We start from the raw sequence: 17,412 nt of genomic DNA on the forward strand, positions 1-17,412 counted from the left end.
CGAGAACTAATCGGCCAAGCCACACACTCATACACTACATCGCATTGGATCCGTGACGCGTGAACGGGTCCGGACGCAAACTGGACTACACGTACATTCGGTCTTGGACACACCACCGATATTGGCATGATCGCGGTTCGATTCCGTGAATCGGCGTTACGGCGGCCATAGCGGCGAGGTACCTCCCGTACCCATCCCGAACACGGAAGATAAGCTCGCCTGCGTTTCGGTCAGTACTGGAGTGGGCGACCCTCTGGGAAATCTGATTCGCCGCCACCATTCATACTCACATTCACCCCCGAACAGCCACTGCTATCCAGTGGCTGCTCGGGGTTTTCTGCATTTATCAGAAACCGAGACGGTTCCGATACTTCGATCGGTGCTATTAGAAATCGGGTAGCTACTGCACCGGGCTGAGTACCGAAAATTGATTCCCGCCTATTACATGCTCGTTCTTTCCCGCAGTCGGTAGCGAAGGATCTCAGTAGTAGTGGAAATGTCGCCCGGAACACTAACGTCCAGCCTCATCCCGTGGCGGCGTGCCGCGTCGGCTGGCTAACCCTCGTGCCGGGCGGAAGGACTCGAGGAGCCCTCCAGTAACTGACTGTCGCGTGCCCGGGTTCGCCGTGCTGTCATCGCACCCGAAACGGGTTTGCTCGGACGGGGACTGAAGGCACGCACCGGACCTATGCGCGTGGCCCGTTTAACTCTTGTAGCTCAGTCCCGTCCGCGAACGGAAGGTCAACCGGGGTCGGGTGCGTCCGTGATGGTGCCCTCGTTGGCTGCCAGCCATTCGTCGTAGGTGTCGCGCTCGACGACGACGATGGAGCCGTCCATCCGGGAGTGACCGGCCCCACAGAACTCGGCACAGACGGCGTCGTAGCGGCCGGGTTCGGAGACGGTCGTGCGGGCGCGAGTGTAGTCTCCCGGGAAGGCGTCCTGTTTGACACCCAGATCGGGGACGAAAAGCGAGTGGATGACGTCGTCGCTGGTGAGCCAGAACGTGACGTCCGTGTCGGCAGGGATCACGATCTCGGATTCGGTCGTGACGTTGGCCTCTGGGTAGGTGGCCTGCCACTCCCACTGGTAGCCCCGGACGTGAACCTCTTCGTCGTCGGTGTCGGGGAGGTCCGCGAACGAGTCGAACCCGTCCTGACTTGTGTCCTCGCCCTCGAGGGCCTGCGACGGGGAGACGTAGGGGTTGACGAGGACGCTGTAGCCCGAGAGGCCGACGAACAGGAGGATGAGCGCGGTCGCGACGGTCCAGGTGATCTCGAGGGCGGGATCCTCGGTGGTCGGTTGGGGGTCGTCGTTGTCGTGGAACTTGACGGCCGCGTAGACGAGGATCAGGAGGACAAAGAGCGTGAGCGGCAGGGCGACGTAGAGCAGTTGGTACTCGAGGCCGTCGATGAGGTCACGGTTTTCGGATTGGGCGGCGACCGTGCCCATCGCGAGAAGCAGCGAGAGCGCCGCGACGATGAGCGCGACGAGCGTGCGTCGACGGTCCATTGACGGGGCTTCGACGACTGGCGGGATATACGGCCTTCGTGGTTCGGTAAACTGTCACGACCGCGTAGTGGTCGTAAGCGGTGAATACTCCCAAACGGCGTATCACGGGCGGTGACAGTCAGGGAAACGCCGGCCCATATTTATTGGAACCGATGGTGAGGCAACCGCTATGTGCGGCCGAGAGCGGGGCGCTCGAGCGATGGGGGGTGACCGGTGGCGATGAACCGAGCGCTCGCGGAGGTGTCGCTGTTCGGCCTCGTCCTCGCGGGCTGTCTGCTGACGGTCGCGCTCGCCAGCCGGTGGCGAGCGGAGGCGTCGCCGGACGGCGGGTACGTCCGGGAGCAGCCGCGACGGATTTCGCTGGCCGACGCGAAGGCGGCGGCCGTTCGTTGGACGACGACGACCAATCATCGCGAGATCGGACTGCTTTACATCGCGTTCGGTACCGTCGCGGCGATCTGGGGCGGGATCGACGGGATGATGATCCGGACGCATCTGCTGACGCCCGAGGCAACTCTCTGGACGGAGGGGACGTACAACGAACTGTTCACGATGCACGGGCTCACGATGTTGATCTTCTTCGTGACGCCGGTGTTTTTCGGGATCGGGAACTACTTCCTGCCGCTGTTGATCGGGGCCGACGACATGGCGTTTCCGCGGCTCAACGCCGTCGGGTTCTGGCTGTTGCCGCCGTCGCTGTTGCTCGCTCGGTTCGGCATCATCGCCGAGGTGACGGGGGCGCTACTCGCGGTCGTGGTCCCGGCGGACCGGTTGTCGGTCTTGCTCGCGTTCAAGGAGCCGGCGATCGGCTGGACGGTGTATCCGCCCTTGTCGCTGGCACCGAACCCGCAGACGAACTTCCTGCTGCTAGGACTGCATCTGAGCGGGATCGCAACCACGATCGGCGCGCTCAACTTCATTACGACGGTCGTCTACGAGCGCGACGAGTCGATCGGGTGGGCGAACCTCGATATCTTTTCGTGGAATATGCTCGTCACGAGTGCGATCATCATCTTCGCGTTCCCGTTGCTCGGCACCGCCCTGTTGATGCTGTTGTTCGATCGTAACTTCGGGACGACCTTCTTCGCGGTTGAGGGCGGGGGACCGATCCTCTGGCAACACCTATTCTGGTTCTGGGGTCATCCGGAGGTGTACATCATCTTCCTCCCGGCGACTGGGCTGATGAGTCTGATCTTGCCGAAGTTCGTCGGCCGCAAGCTGTTCGGGTTCAAGTTCATCGTCTACTCGACGATCGCCATCGGCGTCCTCTCCTTTGGTGTTTGGGCCCACCACATGTTCGTCACCGGCGTCGACCCTCGAGTCCGGGCGAGTTTCATGGCGACGTCGATCGCCATCGCCGTCCCCAGCGCGATCAAGGTCTTCAACTGGATTACGACGATGTGGAACGGTGACGTTCGACTGGCCGCGCCGACGATCCTCTGTGTCGGCTCGATCGGCCTGTTTATCGTCGGCGGCGTCACCGGTATCTTCCTCGCGGTGATCCCGATCGACGTGATCTATCACGGCACCTACTACGTCGTCGGTCACTTCCATCTCATCCTCATGGGGATCATCCCGCTCATGATGTTCGCCGCCAGCTACTACTGGTATCCCCTGCTTACGGGTCGGATGTACGACCGCCGACTCGCGATCTTCCAGTCGTCGCTTTTGGTCGTCGGGTCCGCGCTCACGTTCATGACGCTGATGGCGCTCGGTTTCCTCGAGTTACCCCGCCGGTACGCAACCTATCCGGCCAAGTACTCGGGGCTGCAGGTCGTCGCGACCGTCGGTGCCTTCCTCATCGGCATCAGCGTCCTCATGTGGCTGTACAACATGCTCTGGTCGTACTTCCAGGGAACGCCGGTCGAGACGGCGGATCCCTGGGACCTGAAAGCAACCGAGCAGTTCACCCCCGAGTGGCAGTGGTTCGAGGACCGCCTCGAGCGCGAGCGCGGCGTCCCGCCCAGCGAACCCGAGGCGGTCCGGCCGTCGTACGTTCCGGCGCAGGGGGAGCGCCCGCTGTCGCTGTACGGCCGGATCGTCCCGGTGGCAAAGCGGGTGGCGAACGACGCCGGGACGGGCGCAGCCGGTGGGTTCGTCGGCACGATGTTGTTGACCGGTACCCTTCTCGTGGCAGTAGCCTTGGGATCGTTCGATCTCGAGGCGTTTGCGACGCTGGCGACGTTCATCGGGCTGCCGGCGAACCTCGCGCTCGGCTACGGCCTGTTCCTCCTCGGGGGGATGACGGTCTGGCCGCTGCTCTTTCTCTCGCTGGGCGAGTACCTGCCCGGCGAGTTGACCCTGGTGACGGGGCTGTGGTACGCGACGGTCATTGCCTCGGGCTTCGCGCTTGCCTTCTACACCGGCCAGTCCGGCCTCGAGTTGGTGACGTACGTCCTGTTCGTGATCGTCGCCCACTGGGTCTACGGGCTGGGTCTGGCCGGGACGATCGCGGTCTTGGGCGGCCGCCAGCGCCGTCCGTCGACGGGGGACGACGGATGAGTGCGGACGACGAGCGGGCGACCGACACGACGGAGTCCCCTGCCGCCGACGGGACGGGGCCGCTCGAGCCCACGGCGGCCGCGGAGTCGCTGGTGTTGACCTACGCTGTGCCCTTTCTCGGTGTCGTCCTGATCGCAGTAGGACTGCCGCTGGCGATCGTCGGCGGCTACGTCGTGGTTCAGGACGGGATCGGACTCTGTGGCGAACCGACGATCTCGGCGACGTCGGTCGACGAACGCGAGGGCTCGCCCTCGACCGTCGAAGAACTGCCCGCCGCGGCGCTTTCGACGGCCGAGCAGCGGGCCCTCGAGGAGGCGATCGACAGCCCGCTTCGGGAGGCGAAAGTCGACGGCGAGGTGCGAAACCGGGCGGCGCTGCTCGAGGGGGCGGTCGTCGAGTACGAGGGCCAACGCTACTACGTCCGGATCACGTCCCAAAACAGCTGTCTCGAGGTCGCGCCGCTTTTGTTCCCGATCGGGGCGATCGCGATCCTGATCGGGATCGTGGGCGTGTTGACGCCGCCGATCTATCGGAAGATGGCTGGCTTCGAGGAGCGGGTCGGCCGCGACCGGTCGGACTGAGATGACGCTCGCGTTCGGCGGCGGTCACTCGGCGGGGCGGCGCTACTGATCCGTCCGGTTCGGGTCGTCGTTTGTCATCGGATCCGGATCGGGGGCGGCGACGTCGCCGTCACCCGGCTGCTCGGCGGCATAGGAGAACTGGCCTTTCCCGTCGGGAGCCTCACCCTCCGTCCAGGGGTAGCCGGGGTCGGGCTGTTCCTCACGGCGGGTCGACATGAACGTGTAGTTGACGTCCTGATTCTCCTGTTCTTGCGGGAAGCTTGCGGGAACTGGAACCGGGTCGTCGAGGGTCTCGAGGGCCTGAAGCCACTGGTTCTGGTGCATCGTGTCCCGGGCGATGAGATAGGAGAGCATGTCCTTCATCCCGGGGTCGTCGGTGTAGTTCCAGAGCCGCGTCGCGAGGGTACGGCCGGTCGCCTCGGCCATCACGTTCGCGTAGAGGTCGCCGGCGAGGTTGCCGGAGGCGACGATGTAGTTGCCGGTAAAGGGTGCGCCGTTGCTGTCGACCGGCATCGCCGACTCGCCCGCCGAGAGGAACTGTCGCGGGCCCTGCGCGGTCATCGACTCGGCCATGTCTGCGGTCTCTCGGACCTCCTCGCTCATGCTCTTGGCGGACCCTCTGAGGTTCTTCGTGACTGCCGTCGCGAGCATCTCGATGTGGCCGAGTTCCTCCGCGGCGGTTTCCATCAGCAGGTTCCGATACTCCTCGTGCTGTTCCGGCACCGCCCACGCCTGGAACATGTACTGGAGCGCGACGCGCATCTCGCCTTCCTGTCCGCCGATCGCTTGCTGGAGGAGCTTCGCGAAGTGGGGGTCCGGTTCTTCGACGGTGACCTCGTACTGGAGTTCCGGTTCTTGGAAGAACATCCACTGGTCCTGCCCACGACCGAGGTGATAAACCACTGTTACGACCGGTGCTGAACGTGTAACCGACTGGTAACTAATCGATACGAACCACTCGGATGGCGTGGCAGACGGATCGAAGGCGGCAATCTCGAGCCCCGCCTCGTCGCCGACTCGCCGCGGGGGGAGATCGCTCGATCCACAGTGTCGGGGAGCGACATGGCCGTGAACTCGCCGGGCCCGAGTCCCGATACGCGTTCCTCGAGACGACGCGGTCCCCCGTCACGGAACGGCGGCCGGGGTTTTTCAACGGTGGCTGTGGTACGGTTCGCCGCGAGGTGACCCCGGTGGCTAACACCGATGAGAAACACAGAGCCGCCGCGACGTGTCCGCGTTGCGGGGAGATCGGTATCGTGCAGGTCTGGCCCGACGGAACGCTTCAACCGCTCGGCCAGTCGGACTTCTGTGAGTGTCCCTCGTCGACGCTCCGGGTCCTCGAGACCGACGCCGACGAACTCCCGTAGTGGCGGCCCCTGCCGATCAGACCGACGCCCCGACATAGAGGACGGCCACGAGGACGAGCCAGACGAGATCGACGAAGTGCCAGTACAGCGAGACGGTCGCGACGGAGGTGTTCCGGTCCGGCCCGTAGTGACCCCGCAGCGCCCGCCAGCACAGGACCGCGATGGCCCCGACGCCGAGGGCGACGTGAAACCCGTGGAGCCCGGTCAGGCCGTAGAAGGCAGTCCCGAAGGCACCGCTATCGAGGGAAAAGCCCTCCACGGCGACGAACTCGTAGTACTCGTAGGCCTGCCCGGCGAGGAAGACGAGCCCGAGGACCAGCGTCGTCCCGAGTAACCCGAGGAAGCGCCGCCGGTTCCCCGCCTCGAGGGCTGCGTGCGCGTAGTGAACAGTGACGCTGCTGGCGAGCAGGATCGCAGTGTTGACGGCGACGAGCGAGCCCACGAGCGGCGGGAGTTCCGCGGGCGGCCATGCGCCGACCCTGACGAAGGCGTAGTAGACGAACAGCGCCCCGAACGTCGAGACGTCGGTCGCCAGGAAGAGTACGGTCGTCGAGACGTACGACTCGCGGGACTCCGGTGACCCCGCGTCTCGAGCCGGTACCAGAAACGCCTCCCGGAGCCAGCCGCCGATGCCGGCCAGCAGGACGACCGCTCCGAGGACGGCGAGGGCGACCCCGACGAGCGGTGGTACGAGCCCGGTTTCGGTACCCAGAACGGCGATCGCGACGCCGGCATAGAGCCCAGCGGCTCCGGCGGCGGCGATCAGCGGCCACCGGCTTCGATGCTCGTGGTCGTCGCCGTCACCGCGTCCGCGGTGGTCGCCGTACTCCTCGGGTGCCTGCCCCTCGGGGACGTGATGGCCGGAGCCGTCGGCTCGAGGGGGCGGAGTGCGGTCGGAGCCGTCACCGGTTCCCATAGGCGCGCTTCCACGTCGACGCCGAAAAAGGGTCGCTGCGGACGCGTGGGTAGGGTCGGCGTACGGCGACGGTGCCGATCAGTAGAAGTAGTCGTCCTCGGCGAGCTGGACGTAGCCCCCGTCGCGGTACGTGAACTTCGTACGCTTGTAGGTCGCGGCGATCTTCGCGGCGTCGAACCCGGCAGTGTACTTCCGCGCGATCAGGCCATCGTCGGTGCCGTTGCCCTGCATGTCGTTGACGGTCGAGAACGCCCAGTCCCAGTCGTCGGGGCCGTAGTCGGCGACGATGTCGGCGAAGGCGACGTTGCGGAGGATCTCGTCGCCGATGGCGTCTTTCCAGATCTCGTTGTAGTTCTCGAGCGAGTCCGTTCCGGCGAGCCGGCCGGCGATCTTGCCGGTGCGGACGGCGACGTGGTAACCGCCCTCGTGGAAAGCCGAGGTAGTACCCATCGCACCGCCGGCGACGGCGATGTTCGCGCCGACGGGCGAGTCGATCGGCCGCGTCGAGGAGATCGGGTAGGTCTCGGTCCCCTTGGACTTGCCACGGTCCTCGACGCGGGGGATGTCTTCCTCGATATCGTACTCGTCGCCGTACTCCTGCTCGAGTAGGCGGCTGATGTACTCGGCACCGGAGGGAATCCGGTCGTCGTCCGGCCGCAGGAGCTTGTAGGAGCCGGGATCCTCGATGTCCTCGAGCGTCATCCCGATCGGCATCGTCAGCCCGACGCGGGCGACAGTACCGTCGTTGGGGAAGACCCACGGGTAGGCGGTTTCGCCGGGCATGTATCCCCACCAGAACTTGAGTCGGTCCTCGAACTCCGCGAACAGTTCTTCCGGGAACTCCCGGTACTCCTGATAGGCGATGTGGTTGGCTTCGGGCGGCGAGAGGTGGTCGGAGACGCTGCGGCCGGGCGCGGTGAACTGATCGAGGGCGTCGAGCGTGATCCGGCGCTGCGGGCCGTCGGCCAGCACGACGTACTGGGCCTCGATCTCGTCGCCGTTCGACAGCGTCAGCGTGTGGGTGGGCCCCTTCGGGCTCGAGGCCCGGAGATCCGTCTCGAGGTCCTTGACGCCGACGCCGACCCGGAGATCGGCCCCGGCGTCGGTCGCACGCTCGTGGAGCCAGTCGTCCATGCGGGCGCGATGGAAGGTGTAGCCGAACTTCGGATAGCTGGCGTCCATCCCGGTCGAGGTCAGTTCGACGGCGCTGTTCGGGCCGATGAACTCGGTGCCCTCGAGTTCCCGGTGGATGACGTCGTCGGGAATCTCGCGGTAGTCGAACTCCATGAGGTCGATCCAGTAGTCGAGCATTCCGGCGGCGTCGGTCGAGTCGGGACCCACTCCTTCCCGATCCTCTCGGGGGACCCCCTGCTCGAAGAGCACGGTTTCCGCGCCGTGGGCTGCCGCTTGCTCGGCCGCGGACGCACCGGCGGGGCCGCCGCCGACGATCGCGACGTCTACGCGTTCCATACGACGTTCGGACTCAGCGCGTCATTATAAAAACTGCGAGGCGGACTGTCCGTCGAACGGACCGGTCGCAGTTAGAAGAGGCCTCTGGCCAGGACGAGCAAGACGCCGGAACCGATGATGAACCCGAGAAAGCCCGCGAAGATGATCGCCGCCTGTCGTCCGGTGAGCGATTCGCCGTCGAGAAACTCGTCTGAAGGCATACTGTCGGCGTTCGTGGCTCGCTCGCTTAAACGTGATGGTCACGTCATTTGATGGGTGGGACGCTGCCAGCGACTCGACCCCTCGAGGGGCGGCCCCGACCGCCCGCAGTGCCGCGAGACGAACGCTTTTGATCGCACTGGACGAGGATGGGGACATGAGTGAGGCCGACGCGCCGGACGTGCTGGTCCTCCGGCGTGGCACCCACGGGATGCCGGTCGAACAGTACGCCGACGCGATCCGCGAGCGGCTCCCCGACCGCAGCGTCGAACTCGCGCGGACCCCTGCCGCGGAACGCGAGGCGATCCGGTCGGCGACGTTCGCGACCGGTATGACACTCGAGCGTGATCTCCTCGAGTCGGCCGACGCGCTCGAGGTCTTCGCCTGCGCCTACGCGGGGACGGGCCATCTCCCCCTCGAGGAACTCGAGGAGCGGGAGGTTGCGGTGACCAACGCCTCAGGCGTCCACGGGCCGAATATCGGCGAACACGTGCTGGGCGCGATCCTGGGGTTCGTCCGGCGGTTTCACGTCGGCCGGCGGCGACAGGATCGCCGGGAGTGGCGCCACTATCAGGCCCACGAACTGCAGGGGTCGGCGGTGACGATCGTCGGTCTCGGCGCGATCGGCGAGGCGGTCGCCGAGCGGCTCGAGCCGTTCGGCGTCGAGACGATCGGGGTGCGATATACGCCCGAGAAAGGCGGGCCGACCGACGAGGTAATCGGGTTCGAGGGTGAGGCGTTCGACGACGCGCTCGCGCGGACGGACTATCTCGTCCTCGCGTGTCCGCTCACCGAAACGACGCGGGGGCTGATCGACCGCGAGGCGCTGGTCACGCTCGACCCCGAGGCAGTGCTGGTCAACGTCGCCCGCGGCCCCGTCGTCGACACCGACGCGCTGGTCGCGGCGCTGCGCTCGAACCGGCTCCGCGGGGCCGCGCTGGACGTTACCGATCCCGAGCCGCTGCCGGAGGATCACCCGTTGTGGACCTTCGAAAACGTACAGATTACGCCCCACAACGCGGGCCACACGCCCGAGTACTACGAGCGACTCGCTGATATCGTCGCCGAGAACGTCCGCCGGCACGCGAACGGCGACGACGCCCTCGAGAATCAGGTCCGTCCCTGAGACGCGCCGGCCGTGCCGTCCGCCGCCAGTCGATTCGACGCACCTTTTTGCCCCTTTGCGACGAACGGCGCGTATGGACAGCACAGACTGTGTGACTCGAGCGGACGCGTCCGTGTGGACGGGAGGCGGACGATGGTACTAACGTTCGACGGCCGGGTCCTCGTGCCCGTCGCCGACCCCGACGACGGCGAACGTACGGCGGCGGCGCTGGCACCGTATCTCGGCCCCGAGAGTTCGGTACTCTTCGTCAACGTCATCGAGAAGGCGGGCGGTGCGCCGGACAAGGCCTCGGTCGAACAGCGCGAGGACTACGCCGAGGAGATCTTCGAGCGTGCCCGCGGGCCGCTCGCGGATCGAGCGGCCTCGGTCGAAACGGCGATCCTCTTCGGGACGGACGTCGTCGAAACGATCTTCGACGCGGCCGAGGAGCGCGATGTCGAAGCCGTCGTCTTCGAGCCTCGCGAAGGGAACCGGTTCGTGGAGCTACTTACCGGTGACGTGGCTCGACGACTGGTCAAACAGGCCACGATTCCGGTGGTCGCGCTCCCGCGAACGGACGACTGACGGAGCAACGTGAAACACTCACTCGAGGGCGGCGAGTTCGACGCGGCCGGTCTGGTCGACGCCGACCCGGTAGCCCGCGTACTCGAACGTGACCGACCCGACACAGCGGTCGGCCCCCGCCGTCGACTGGAAGAGCGAATCGAGCGCGGACGGGTCGATCACGTCGTACAGCGGGCCGAACTCGTCGGCGAGTTCGAGGGCGTCGAGCGACGAGTCGGTCGCGATCGCGTCGATGACGGCCTCGCTCGGGGGCGTGTCCGGGTCGGCCTGGTGCGTACTGGCAGATTCGTGAAGCGTCAACCGGTCGGTGGTCGGCTCAGTTTCCATACACACGATACCGGCCGGCCGCGGGAAGCAACCACGATTGGAGGGCCAACCCTTCAAGTGGGGGCCGGTCCGCCGATCGTGTTCCGCAGGAGGTTGGCCTGCCCCCGCCGGAGGCGGGCGGACAGCGCCTGATCCGAGATGTCGAGTTTCGCGGCGACCGCGGAGAGCGTCGTCTCGCGGGGTACGTCGAAGTAGCCCTCCTCGAGGGCGACGATCAGTGCCTTCCGCTGGCGTTCGGTGATCCCGTACCGGTCCCCGGCGGCGGCCGATTCCTCGAAGATACGCTGGATTCGAAACGGAATCTCTTTCTCACGACAGACGTCCCGATATGCGAACAGCGCCTCTCGGGTCGGAACGCGGGCCCGAATGCTCGTCTCCTCGGTGACGGTGATCTCCTGATATCCGATGTCGTACTTCGCCGCCGTCGGATACGTCAGATGGGCCTGTCCCCGCTCCGACAGCGTGACGCTGTAGAGACGGCGATCGCCTGGATCCTCGAGCAGCGAGACGGCCGCGACCGTGGTGTCGTCGGCGAGCGCGGGTTCGACGTCCTCGAGGTCGTCGCCGTACATCCAGCAGACGAGTTTCGTCGACCCCGTCTCCGACTGATAGATCTCCTCGACGTCGATCCGGGAGACGGCGTCGACGGTCCGTCGGAGGATCGGCGTCCCGATTTCGAACTCGACGATGAGTACCATGGGGCCTTCGCTCGAGGTACGTCGCCGGGACTGTTATACTACGGCACTAACTGGGTTGGTGCGTGTCGACGAGAGAACCGATCGACCACTCGGCGGACGATCGAGGGGGAACGGCGTGTGCCGTTCAGATGTAGCCGTGTTCGAGCAGCAGTTCGCCGTTGAGAACGCTCGCGCCGGCGGCACCGCGGATCGTATTGTGGGCCAGACAGTTGTACTGCAGGCCGAAGGGCGACTCCTGTAGCCCGCCCGCAGCGATGGCCATGCCGTCGCCCAGCGTGCGGTCCATCCGGGGCTGGGGTCGGTCGGGCTCCTCGAAGACGTGGATGAGCGGCTCGGGGGAGGAGCGGAGATCGAGCGACGGATACTCCCGCATGGCCTCGGCGGCCGCGTCGGCGGTCAGGTCGTCCGCGGTCTCGACCCAAACGTTCTCGAGGTGGCCGTCGATGGTCGGGATGCGGTTGCAGGAGGCCGCGACCGACATGTCGTTGTGCGATAGTTCGGCCCCGTCGAACTCGCCCAGCAGTTTGCGGGACTCGGTCTCGAGTTTGTCCTCCTCGCCGCCGATGTAGGGGATGGCGTTGTCGATGATCTCCATCGAGGACACGCCGTCGTAGCCCGCGCCGGAGACCGCCTGCAGCGTCGAGACGTGAACCTTCTCGAGGCCGAAGTCGGTCAGGGCGGCGAGCGTGGGGACGAAGGTGATCGTCGAGCAGTTGGGGTTTTTGACCATCGCGCCGTCCCAGCCGCGCTCGTCGCGCTGGACCTCGAGCAAGTCGAGGTGGTCGGCGTTGACCTCCGGGATCACGAGGGGGATGTCGTCGTCCATCCGGCCGTTCGAGGAGTTCGAGGAGACGACGTAGCCGGCCTCACAGAAGCCGGGTTCGACTTCCGCACCGACGCTCGACGGGAGCGACGAGAAGATCAGGTCGACGTCGTTGGGGACCTCGTCGGGGTCGGTCGCCGTGACGGTCGTCTCGGCGACGTCCTCGGGAATGGGGCTGTCGACGCGCCACTTCGATGCCTGTCGATACGTCTTGCCGGCGCTTGCGTCGCTCGCGGTCAGGGCCGCGATCTCGAACTCCGGATGGGGGTCGAGCAATTGAATCAGTCGCTGTCCAACCGCACCGGTCGCACCGAGTACGCCTACTCGTACTGCCATTTTCCGGCACTCCGAGTCGTGTCCGCAAAACCGTTTGGGTTTTCGGTAGCGAGTGTCAATCGTCGAAGTTGCACACGTCGCCAACGCCGGCCGCCGACCGGCCGCGAGGATGGCGCTCCGAACGGATAGAAGATATTAAGAAAACGGAGCGGTACCTATCGATCGATGTACGACCGACAGGACCGACTCGAGGCGGCAGGCCAGAGGTGGTTCCGATGACGAGTTCGACCGCGAGTACTGGCGGGCTGTTCGATACCCCCTTTAGTATCGGTGCGACGGTGCTTGCGGCCGTCGCGGCGCTGGTCGGCGTCCTCTTCGCGTGGACGGGCTACTCCGCCGCGGGCACCGACGAGGCGACGGCGGCGCTCCCGCTTTTGGGCTTCGAACTGAACATTCTGACCGGCTTCGTCGGGCTGCTGTTCGCCTTCGGCATCGCCTTGGTGGCGCTTGTCGCCGCGCTCTACATGGAACCCGGCTTCGGCGAGTAACTCGGGTTTGCCGGCCCGGCCGTCGACCACCGAGCGGCCCGGTCACAACGCGCGACGACAGCGTTACGATGACTCACAGTAGCCGCGACAGCGGTCGCGGCGGAGACGCGTCGCTTCTCGGCTTGTGCGATCGATCTCGAGGTGAGAAAGCGAGTTATGCGGGGACTTCCGAGCCCTTCTTTCGGGTGACGTAGCCGGCGATCCGGTTGCGAACGCCCTTGGACTCGACGTTGGTGAGCTTTGCGACGCTTTCCTTGTTCTGTTCGAAGTCGGTCGTGAACGCCTCCGGGTACCGCTCGAGGAGGAGGGTCCCCGTCTTCTTGACGTAGGCCGGCTTGATTGCCATATCGAGTGGTTCATGGAGCGCGCCCTAAAGCCATTCGTTCTGCGGCGGCGACCGGTCGCCCACGGCCCCGCCACGACCGCGGTCGTCCGCATCGGTTCCGCGCCGTCCCCTCACCACCGCGACTGGTCGCGAACCCGCTCGAGAGCCTCCCGCTCTCGGGTGCCGCCGGCCCGCTCGACGACCGCGGCACAGTACTCGAGGCGGTCGCGTAACTCGCCCTCGTCGTATTCGTCGACCCCGAGCCGCGAGGCGGCGACGGTCGCCTCGACGACGGCCCCGAACCCGCGGTCGATCGTCGGGACCGTCTCGCGCTCGATCGCCGACTCGACGGGGCGAAGCGTCCACTCCTCCCAGTCGGTGCTGCCTTCGCTGCCCGCGTCGATCCGCTCGACGGTGACCCGCGCCCAGGCGCTGGCCGACTCGAGGATCGGGTCCTCGCGCTCGAGGATCGAGCAGGCGGCGTCGGCGAAGACGACGGGGTCGTCGACGAACTGGACGTAGGCCTCGCCTTGTCGGTGGAAGTTCCGCCGGGTGCGGGTGTTCCCCCACGTCCGCGCGGTGACGGGATCGCCCGCGTGGAGCCCGAGCGCTGCGGCGTTCCACAGCCCGTTCGGGCCGAGCGTGGTCACGACGGTTTCGGTGACGCCGGCGAGGTCGACGGGCCACGTCGCGGCGTCGCCGGTCTCTGATCCGCGCTCGCCGCTCATACCGTGATCGACCCCCGCTCGAGCGCGACGAACAGTCCCGCGGCCGTGATATCGGCCGTGGTCCCGGGGTTGATCCCCCGCTCGACTAGGTCGTCGGCGAACCGGTCGACGGTCCGGCGATCGGTCTCGAGGGCGTCGTCGTCGACCAGTGCCGCCGCGCGCTCGGTCACGTCCCGCGCGGTCGCCTCCCCGTGGCGCGTCGCGACGAGGGTATCGGGCCGCTCGGCGAGCAGGGAGAGAAAGACGGTGGCGGTCCGGTCCGAGAGCGGGCCTTCGGCCGCGGCGAGTCGGTCGGCGGCCGCGAACGACCGCTCGAACCCGTCGACCCACTCGCGGGCAACGCCGTCGCCGGGAACCGACCGCTCCATGATATCCAGCAGCGTCAGCCCGCGTTCTTCGAGAGCCGGGACCGCGTCGGACCCCCGGCGCACGTCGAGGGCGTCCAGTTCCGCTGGCGGGTCGTCGACGGCGACGTCGACGTGGTCGAACGCACGGTAGAACCCCGCCGCGTCGGCGACGGTCGTCTCGCGGACGACGGCCTCGGCGGCCGATCGGGTGAGATCTTCCTCGGCGGCCCGGACCAGCGGCACGAGCAACAGGAGCGCTCCGAACTGCGTGTTTCCGCCTTCCTGGGCGGCCATCCCCTCGACGGCCCGTTCGAAGGCCGACCCGATTGCCGCGCCCGATGCCGCCCGCTCGAGTCCGTCCCGAGCGCCGACGGCCCCGGCGAGGAAGTGTTCGAACCGCAGGTCCGCGAGGTCGCGCTCGCGGTCGACGTTGCCCGGCTTGGGCGTCCCCGCGACCTCGAGGAGCAAGGCCAGTTCCGCGTTCTGGGCCGACGTTCGCATACGGATCGCTGTGTGCCGAGGCGGCTTAGGGGTGGGGGTTCGCGGCGACTCGAGTCGCGTCGATCGACGGGGCGAGGGCCGTTCCCTGCAACGGGTTCGCCGTCCCATCGATTTAAGCCTCGAGGCAAGCATTCATCGCGTATGGGCTACGACACCGTCGCCAAGACCGATCCGGACTCAGTCATCGACGAGGAGTGGGGCGGCATGTGGTTCCTCAAGGAGCCACTCGCCACCGAGGAGTTGGGCATCTCGATCCTCGAACTCGAGCCCGGCGGCAAGGGGATGGAACACGCCGAGGCGGAGTCGGGACAGGAAGAGGTCTACTACGTCGTCGAGGGACGGGTCGACGTCGACCTGACCGACGCGGGCGAGACCGTGACCCTCGAGACAGACGAGGCGATCCGGCTCGATCCCGAGGAGTCGCGCCAGATCCTGAACCAGTACGACGAGCGAGCGAAGCTCGTGTTGGTCGGCGCGCCGTTGTGATCAGTTAGAATCATCGACTGGTTTCGAGGTGGTACTTTTGTGGTCGTTCGACTGAACCCTGTCCCGGAGTGTATCCTGAGAGTCACTCGAATACCGCAACCGTCCTGCTATCGTGGCAACACGGCGTAGCCACGCCCTCCCCAGCCGATTCGTTCGCTCCTTACAGTCGCTCACTCATCCCTCGCACGAGTTCGAATCGCGGTTCGCCGGTCAGCGAACCGCGATACTGCGAGCGCCACCGCATGCCGGCTGTCGAACCCGGCTCATGCGCGAAGAGCTATCGGCTCGCCTCGAGCCCGAGCCGTCGATCCACGGCGTCGCGGACCCGCTCGAGGACGGCGGGGGTGTCGCTGGGGCGGCCGACGCTGACCGCGTCCGCGCCGTAGTCGACATACTCGCGGACGGTCTCGTCGTCGCGGACGCCGTTGTTGGCGATGACGAAGAGATCGCTCGCATCGACCACGTCGGCGACGACGGACTCGCTGTCCATCGCGTCGACGTGGACGAAGGCCGCGCCCGCGCGCTCGAGCCGGGCGGCGAGGGCGGGCAGGTCGACGCCGGGGACCTCTGCGCGGACCTTCACGCCGACGGTCGCGCCGGTGTCGGCTGCTCTGGCGACGTAAGTTGCGAGGCGCTCGCCGTCTCGCAGCAGGGTTTCGCCGCAGCCGACGGCACACAGCTCGTCTTGGCGGCAGTGGGCGTTGATCTCGAGGTACGCGTCCCGGTCGCGACAGCTCCGGGCGGCGTCGACCACCGGTTCGATCGTGGTACTGCGGACGTTGAACGCCGGCTGGATCGGGACGTCCGCGAGCGCGTCGAGTTCGCCCTCGAGAAAAGAGAGCGGATCGTCGGGGAGGAACTCCGTCCGATCGCGGGCAACGAGTTCTCGCGCGGCCGCACGTGAGTCGTCGTCGAGTGCGATCCCGCCGAGGAACGCGGCCCCCGCGTACTCGGCCCCGGCCCGCGCCCAGTCGGCGTCGGCCTCGCCGCTGAGGCTGGCCAGCGCGAGCGGCGGTGTGAACGATAGCTCGTGGCTCATGCCACGCGCTCGATCGCCGCCTCGATCGCGCGGATCACGCGGGCGGCGTCCTCTCGGGAGTCGATCCCGATGTCGGTCCTGACCGCCGGAGCTTCGAAGGTGGCGTCGTCGCTCTCGTCGATCACGAAGGCGTCGGCGAAGGGATAGGCGGTCGCCAACCCCGCAGTGCTTGGCTTTGCGTTGACCGCCGCCATGAGGTCGCCGGCGGGCCCGGAGAACGCGTCGTCCCCGAGGAACGGCGAGACGGCGACGACCGTGGTCTCGGCGAGCGCCTCGGCGACGCCCGGCAACGCGAGCATCGGTCCGATACTGGTGACCGGATTCGAGGGGCCGATGACGACGGTGTCGTCGAGCGCCTCGAGGACGCCCGGTGCGGGCTCGGCCTGTGAGGAGCCCCGAAACTCGACGGTGTCGACGGTCGGCTCGCCCCGGTGGGCGACCCAGTACTCCTGAAAGTGCATCAGCCCCTCGTCCGTGTGGACGAGGCTGGCGACGGGATCGTCGCTCATCGGGAACAGGTCGATCGTGAGTCCGAACCCGTCGGCGAGTTGCCGGGTCGCCTCGCTCAGCGTGTACCCCTCGTCGAGGAGGCTGGTCCGTGTGATGTGGACGGCCCGGTCGCGATCGCCGATCGTCATGAACTCGGCGACTCCCGAAAAGCGCCGCCAGTTCGCGAGGTCGCGGCCGTCGGTCTGTTTCTCCTCGGGGAGGTACTGCGGGCCGTCGGGGAGCCCCGCGGCCGACGCGATGTCTTTCAGCGCCGAGTTCGTTCGATGCGTATCGCCCTCGATGCCCCACCACGTCTCCCTGTCGAGGATCCCACCGCCCTGAAACAACAGCGTATCGACGTCCGGCGAGACGAAGAGTCCGCCGAGTTCGATGTCGTCGCCCGTGTTGGCGACGACCGTGGTCTCCTCCGGCGAGAACGCGGCGGCAGCGCCGTCTAACAGCTTCGGCGTGCCGGTGCCCCCGGAGAGGAAGGTTACCATACCCGCAACTCTCGAGCGAGGGTACTTAATCGCTTTCGGCCGACCGCGGATGTGGCCGGTGACGGAGTGTGCGTGGTCGGATCGACGCGACT

20 protein-coding genes and 1 rRNA gene are annotated in these 17,412 nt (G+C 66.7%); 8 read left to right on the forward strand and 13 right to left on the reverse strand.

Going from position 1 to position 17,412, the window contains the following annotated elements; translation table 11 throughout:
- Positions 1 to 157 precede the first annotated feature (157 nt).
- Positions 158 to 279: ribosomal RNA gene (gene rrf / locus ACERIM_RS11105) — 5S ribosomal RNA — on the forward strand.
- 462 nt (positions 280 to 741) lie between these two features.
- Here rrf and coxB read toward each other — a convergent pair.
- Entirely contained in the window at positions 742 to 1,509 is a 768-nt protein-coding gene (gene coxB, locus ACERIM_RS11110; protein WP_373632614.1) for a cytochrome c oxidase subunit II, read from the reverse strand.
- Positions 1,510 to 1,728: 219 nt separating this feature from the next.
- Here coxB and ACERIM_RS11115 point away from each other — a divergent pair, with 219 nt between their 5' ends.
- Both ACERIM_RS11115 and ACERIM_RS11120 read left to right on the forward strand, forming a co-directional pair.
- Positions 1,729 to 4,011: a DUF6789 family protein gene (locus tag ACERIM_RS11115; RefSeq protein WP_373632615.1), complete on the forward strand. Its 2,283-nt coding sequence runs from the start codon at positions 1,729 to 1,731 to the stop codon at positions 4,009 to 4,011.
- Positions 4,008 to 4,592 (forward strand): hypothetical protein, encoded by a 585-nt coding sequence (locus tag ACERIM_RS11120; protein WP_373632616.1) that lies wholly within the window; start codon positions 4,008 to 4,010, stop codon positions 4,590 to 4,592. The genes ACERIM_RS11115 and ACERIM_RS11120 overlap by 4 nt, the downstream gene beginning before the upstream one ends.
- Positions 4,593 to 4,634: 42 nt before the next feature.
- On the opposite strand, the gene ACERIM_RS11125 is transcribed toward ACERIM_RS11120, so the two are convergent.
- Entirely contained in the window at positions 4,635 to 5,459 is an 825-nt protein-coding gene (locus ACERIM_RS11125) for a manganese catalase family protein (protein ID WP_373632617.1), read from the reverse strand.
- Between the two features lie 323 nt (positions 5,460 to 5,782).
- Between ACERIM_RS11125 and ACERIM_RS11130 the strand changes: the two genes are divergently transcribed.
- Entirely contained in the window at positions 5,783 to 5,959 is a 177-nt protein-coding gene (locus ACERIM_RS11130; RefSeq protein ID WP_162834905.1) for a hypothetical protein, read from the forward strand.
- A 16-nt stretch (positions 5,960 to 5,975) separates the two neighbouring features.
- Here ACERIM_RS11130 and ACERIM_RS11135 read toward each other — a convergent pair whose 3' ends face one another.
- The 3 genes from ACERIM_RS11135 to ACERIM_RS11145 form a co-directional block, all read right to left on the reverse strand.
- Positions 5,976 to 6,875 carry a heme-copper oxidase subunit III gene (locus tag ACERIM_RS11135; protein WP_373632618.1) on the reverse strand — a complete coding sequence of 300 codons (900 nt, stop codon included), beginning with the start codon at positions 6,873 to 6,875 and terminating at the stop codon, positions 5,976 to 5,978.
- Between the two features lie 78 nt (positions 6,876 to 6,953).
- The gene (locus tag ACERIM_RS11140; protein ID WP_373632619.1) at positions 6,954 to 8,345 is read right to left on the reverse strand and encodes an NAD(P)/FAD-dependent oxidoreductase; all 1,392 of its coding nucleotides are present in this window, start codon (positions 8,343 to 8,345) and stop codon (positions 6,954 to 6,956) included.
- 71 nt (positions 8,346 to 8,416) lie between these two features.
- Entirely contained in the window at positions 8,417 to 8,545 is a 129-nt protein-coding gene (locus tag ACERIM_RS11145) for a hypothetical protein (protein WP_006180473.1), read from the reverse strand.
- Positions 8,546 to 8,700: 155 nt separating this feature from the next.
- Between ACERIM_RS11145 and ACERIM_RS11150 the strand changes: the two genes are divergently transcribed.
- Both ACERIM_RS11150 and ACERIM_RS11155 read left to right on the forward strand, forming a co-directional pair.
- Positions 8,701 to 9,669 (forward strand): D-2-hydroxyacid dehydrogenase, encoded by a 969-nt coding sequence (locus ACERIM_RS11150; protein ID WP_373632620.1) that lies wholly within the window; start codon positions 8,701 to 8,703, stop codon positions 9,667 to 9,669.
- A 132-nt stretch (positions 9,670 to 9,801) separates the two neighbouring features.
- Entirely contained in the window at positions 9,802 to 10,233 is a 432-nt protein-coding gene (locus ACERIM_RS11155; protein WP_006651272.1) for a universal stress protein, read from the forward strand.
- Positions 10,234 to 10,251: 18 nt separating this feature from the next.
- Here ACERIM_RS11155 and ACERIM_RS11160 read toward each other — a convergent pair whose 3' ends face one another.
- The 3 genes from ACERIM_RS11160 to asd all read right to left on the reverse strand — a co-directional run bounded on the left by ACERIM_RS11160 (position 10,252) and on the right by asd (position 12,417).
- On the reverse strand, positions 10,252 to 10,560 hold the full coding sequence (locus tag ACERIM_RS11160; protein ID WP_373632623.1) for a HalOD1 output domain-containing protein: 309 nt from the start codon (positions 10,558 to 10,560) through the stop codon (positions 10,252 to 10,254).
- A 53-nt stretch (positions 10,561 to 10,613) separates the two neighbouring features.
- Entirely contained in the window at positions 10,614 to 11,258 is a 645-nt protein-coding gene (locus tag ACERIM_RS11165) for a helix-turn-helix domain-containing protein (protein ID WP_373632625.1), read from the reverse strand.
- A 124-nt stretch (positions 11,259 to 11,382) separates the two neighbouring features.
- On the reverse strand, positions 11,383 to 12,417 hold the full coding sequence (gene asd, locus ACERIM_RS11170; RefSeq protein WP_006651269.1) for an aspartate-semialdehyde dehydrogenase: 1,035 nt from the start codon (positions 12,415 to 12,417) through the stop codon (positions 11,383 to 11,385).
- A 206-nt stretch (positions 12,418 to 12,623) separates the two neighbouring features.
- On the opposite strand from asd, the gene ACERIM_RS11175 reads away from it, so the two are divergent.
- The gene (locus tag ACERIM_RS11175) at positions 12,624 to 12,905 is read left to right on the forward strand and encodes a hypothetical protein (protein ID WP_006651268.1); all 282 of its coding nucleotides are present in this window, start codon (positions 12,624 to 12,626) and stop codon (positions 12,903 to 12,905) included.
- Positions 12,906 to 13,059: 154 nt separating this feature from the next.
- Here ACERIM_RS11175 and ACERIM_RS11180 read toward each other — a convergent pair whose 3' ends face one another.
- The 3 genes from ACERIM_RS11180 to ACERIM_RS11190 form a co-directional block, all read right to left on the reverse strand.
- Entirely contained in the window at positions 13,060 to 13,251 is a 192-nt protein-coding gene (locus tag ACERIM_RS11180) for a 30S ribosomal protein S17e (RefSeq protein ID WP_006651267.1), read from the reverse strand.
- 110 nt (positions 13,252 to 13,361) lie between these two features.
- Complete coding sequence (locus ACERIM_RS11185; RefSeq protein WP_373632626.1) at positions 13,362 to 13,958, reverse strand: DUF447 domain-containing protein; 597 nt, start codon at positions 13,956 to 13,958, stop codon at positions 13,362 to 13,364.
- Positions 13,955 to 14,806, reverse strand: a complete 852-nt coding sequence (locus tag ACERIM_RS11190; RefSeq protein ID WP_373632627.1) for a triphosphoribosyl-dephospho-CoA synthase — start codon at positions 14,804 to 14,806, stop codon at positions 13,955 to 13,957. The genes ACERIM_RS11185 and ACERIM_RS11190 overlap by 4 nt, the downstream gene beginning before the upstream one ends.
- A gap of 141 nt (positions 14,807 to 14,947) precedes the next feature.
- Here ACERIM_RS11190 and ACERIM_RS11195 point away from each other — a divergent pair, with 141 nt between their 5' ends.
- Positions 14,948 to 15,292: a cupin domain-containing protein gene (locus ACERIM_RS11195; protein ID WP_006180483.1), complete on the forward strand. Its 345-nt coding sequence runs from the start codon at positions 14,948 to 14,950 to the stop codon at positions 15,290 to 15,292.
- Between the two features lie 277 nt (positions 15,293 to 15,569).
- Here ACERIM_RS11195 and ACERIM_RS11200 read toward each other — a convergent pair whose 3' ends face one another.
- Together ACERIM_RS11200 and cofD are read right to left on the reverse strand one after the other, a co-directional pair.
- Complete coding sequence (locus tag ACERIM_RS11200; protein WP_373632629.1) at positions 15,570 to 16,331, reverse strand: dihydropyrimidine dehydrogenase; 762 nt, start codon at positions 16,329 to 16,331, stop codon at positions 15,570 to 15,572.
- Entirely contained in the window at positions 16,328 to 17,320 is a 993-nt protein-coding gene (gene cofD / locus ACERIM_RS11205; protein ID WP_006651263.1) for a 2-phospho-L-lactate transferase, read from the reverse strand. The genes ACERIM_RS11200 and cofD overlap by 4 nt, the downstream gene beginning before the upstream one ends.
- Positions 17,321 to 17,412: the final 92 nt, after the last annotated feature.

Source organism: Natrinema sp. H-ect1, from assembly GCF_041821105.1.
Lineage (GTDB): Archaea > Halobacteriota > Halobacteria > Halobacteriales > Natrialbaceae > Natrinema > Natrinema thermotolerans.

Coding starts and splice junctions, on each gene's coding strand:
- ACERIM_RS11190 (WP_373632627.1), bottom strand. CDS start 14,806: ATGCGAACGTCGGCCCAGAACGCGGAACTGGCCTTGCTCCTCGAGGTC.
- ACERIM_RS11135 (WP_373632618.1), bottom strand. CDS start 6,875: ATGGGAACCGGTGACGGCTCCGACCGCACTCCGCCCCCTCGAGCCGAC.
- cofD (WP_006651263.1), bottom strand. CDS start 17,320: ATGGTAACCTTCCTCTCCGGGGGCACCGGCACGCCGAAGCTGTTAGAC.
- ACERIM_RS11115 (WP_373632615.1), top strand. CDS start 1,729: ATGAACCGAGCGCTCGCGGAGGTGTCGCTGTTCGGCCTCGTCCTCGCG.
- coxB (WP_373632614.1), bottom strand. CDS start 1,509: ATGGACCGTCGACGCACGCTCGTCGCGCTCATCGTCGCGGCGCTCTCG.
- ACERIM_RS11155 (WP_006651272.1), top strand. CDS start 9,802: ATGGTACTAACGTTCGACGGCCGGGTCCTCGTGCCCGTCGCCGACCCC.
- ACERIM_RS11165 (WP_373632625.1), bottom strand. CDS start 11,258: ATGGTACTCATCGTCGAGTTCGAAATCGGGACGCCGATCCTCCGACGG.
- ACERIM_RS11120 (WP_373632616.1), top strand. CDS start 4,008: ATGAGTGCGGACGACGAGCGGGCGACCGACACGACGGAGTCCCCTGCC.
- ACERIM_RS11180 (WP_006651267.1), bottom strand. CDS start 13,251: ATGGCAATCAAGCCGGCCTACGTCAAGAAGACGGGGACCCTCCTCCTC.
- ACERIM_RS11150 (WP_373632620.1), top strand. CDS start 8,701: ATGAGTGAGGCCGACGCGCCGGACGTGCTGGTCCTCCGGCGTGGCACC.
- ACERIM_RS11160 (WP_373632623.1), bottom strand. CDS start 10,560: ATGGAAACTGAGCCGACCACCGACCGGTTGACGCTTCACGAATCTGCC.
- ACERIM_RS11200 (WP_373632629.1), bottom strand. CDS start 16,331: ATGAGCCACGAGCTATCGTTCACACCGCCGCTCGCGCTGGCCAGCCTC.
- ACERIM_RS11185 (WP_373632626.1), bottom strand. CDS start 13,958: ATGAGCGGCGAGCGCGGATCAGAGACCGGCGACGCCGCGACGTGGCCC.
- ACERIM_RS11145 (WP_006180473.1), bottom strand. CDS start 8,545: ATGCCTTCAGACGAGTTTCTCGACGGCGAATCGCTCACCGGACGACAG.
- ACERIM_RS11140 (WP_373632619.1), bottom strand. CDS start 8,345: ATGGAACGCGTAGACGTCGCGATCGTCGGCGGCGGCCCCGCCGGTGCG.
- ACERIM_RS11195 (WP_006180483.1), top strand. CDS start 14,948: ATGGGCTACGACACCGTCGCCAAGACCGATCCGGACTCAGTCATCGAC.
- asd (WP_006651269.1), bottom strand. CDS start 12,417: ATGGCAGTACGAGTAGGCGTACTCGGTGCGACCGGTGCGGTTGGACAG.
- ACERIM_RS11125 (WP_373632617.1), bottom strand. CDS start 5,459: ATGTTCTTCCAAGAACCGGAACTCCAGTACGAGGTCACCGTCGAAGAA.